Annotated in this window: 1 protein-coding gene; it reads left to right on the forward strand. The window is 30.3% G+C overall.

Annotation, left to right across the window (positions count from 1 at the left end):
- Positions 1–1,033: serine hydrolase domain-containing protein (locus tag ACMOUI_RS10365; protein WP_418965624.1), on the forward strand; the 1,033-nt coding region annotated here is incomplete at its 5' end.
- Positions 1,034–1,527: the final 494 nt, after the last annotated feature.

Genomic DNA, 1,527 nt, shown 5'->3' on the forward strand with positions numbered 1-1,527 from the left:
GGTTATTATGAAATTTGATTATTTAAAAAATGGTAGAGGAAGTTCAAAAGTTGAGTTTATGTCAAAATCAATTGATGAAATGATCTATAATTTTATGGAGAAAGAGGGTATTCCAGGATTGTCATTAGCTATTGTTCAAGCTCCTTATATTCCAAGAGTAGTTGGATACGGAATAATAGATTTAGAATCTAAAAAACTTGTATCGAGTAAAACTATATGGCCAATAGGTCATATATCTCAAGGATTTACAGCTGTTGCCATTATGCAACTATTGGAAAAAAATTTACTAACTTTAGAAGATCCCATTTCAAAGTATTTAAAAAATATTTCTAAAAAGTGGAAAGATATAACTATTTTTCAATTGTTACAACATAGCTCAGGTATTGAAGATTATATGAAAGTTGACTCATTTGATTTACAGAAGTGTTATTCTACAAATCAACTACTAGATTCTATAATCAAAAATGAACTGAAATTTAAACCTGGAACAGATATTGAAATCAGTGCTACAAATTTTTTACTTCTGGCTGAAATAATCGAAAGTATTACAAATAAAACCCATGAAGAGTTTATAAAAGAGAATCAAATTGAATATTTAGATTTAAAGAATACATTTTTTTCATCTGATTTAAAAAATTTAAAACAAGATGATTTAACATTGGGACATGGAGTACATGAACTTTTTAAGATCAATAAAAATTATATAAACTCATCTGAAATAACAAAAGGTTATAGGGAGGATAATGGGGAGTATATCTTAAGACCTAATCCAATGGATAATAGTGCAGTTGGAAAAGGATTTTCTGATATTTGGGCATCCACTGAAAATATAAGTTTTTGGGATATCGCTCTAGCGGGATCTATTTTAATTAAAACCCCTGAGAATAGAGATATTGTATATAAATCTTCAAAACTCATAGATCAAAAAACTGTTCCAGGAATGGCTGGTTGGAGTTTCTTTAAATATAAAGGACTAATGGATGTGAACTACCACCGCCCTAATAGAGGGCAGGGCTTCGTGGGAAGTATCTGACTCATGTCAGATATATCAATCACGCTCTACGGGTAGTTCCTACCCTGATGTATATTTTAATAGGCTAGAAGACTTCTACCAACCTCACGAATATTTAGCATCTTTGTTCGAGAAAACCCCTACTTCACTCAAGAAGGGATGAATCGAATCTCAAAAGATTGTTATAATTTTTCTGAAAATTATAACAGGATTTTGATAGAATAAACTATGCCATAAAGGCATAGTTTCTATGAACTTTAACAACTGAATATATGGATTTGAGACAAGTAATTCTGTTGTCTCGTAAAATATTTAGGGTAGGAACTACCCACAGAACGTGATTAATATATCTGACATGAGTCAGATACTTCCCACGAAGCCCTGCCCTCTATTAGGACGGTGGTAGTTCACATTTGTATTTTCTTCTCTTAAACTTTTATTTTTAAGAATATCTTAAATTTTCTAAAACCTAGTAATAATACTTTTTTTACTATTCAATTAATTTTCTAATATAA

Source organism: Cetobacterium sp. (assembly GCF_048470075.1).
In the GTDB taxonomy this organism is placed as follows: Bacteria; Fusobacteriota; Fusobacteriia; order Fusobacteriales; family Fusobacteriaceae; genus Cetobacterium_A.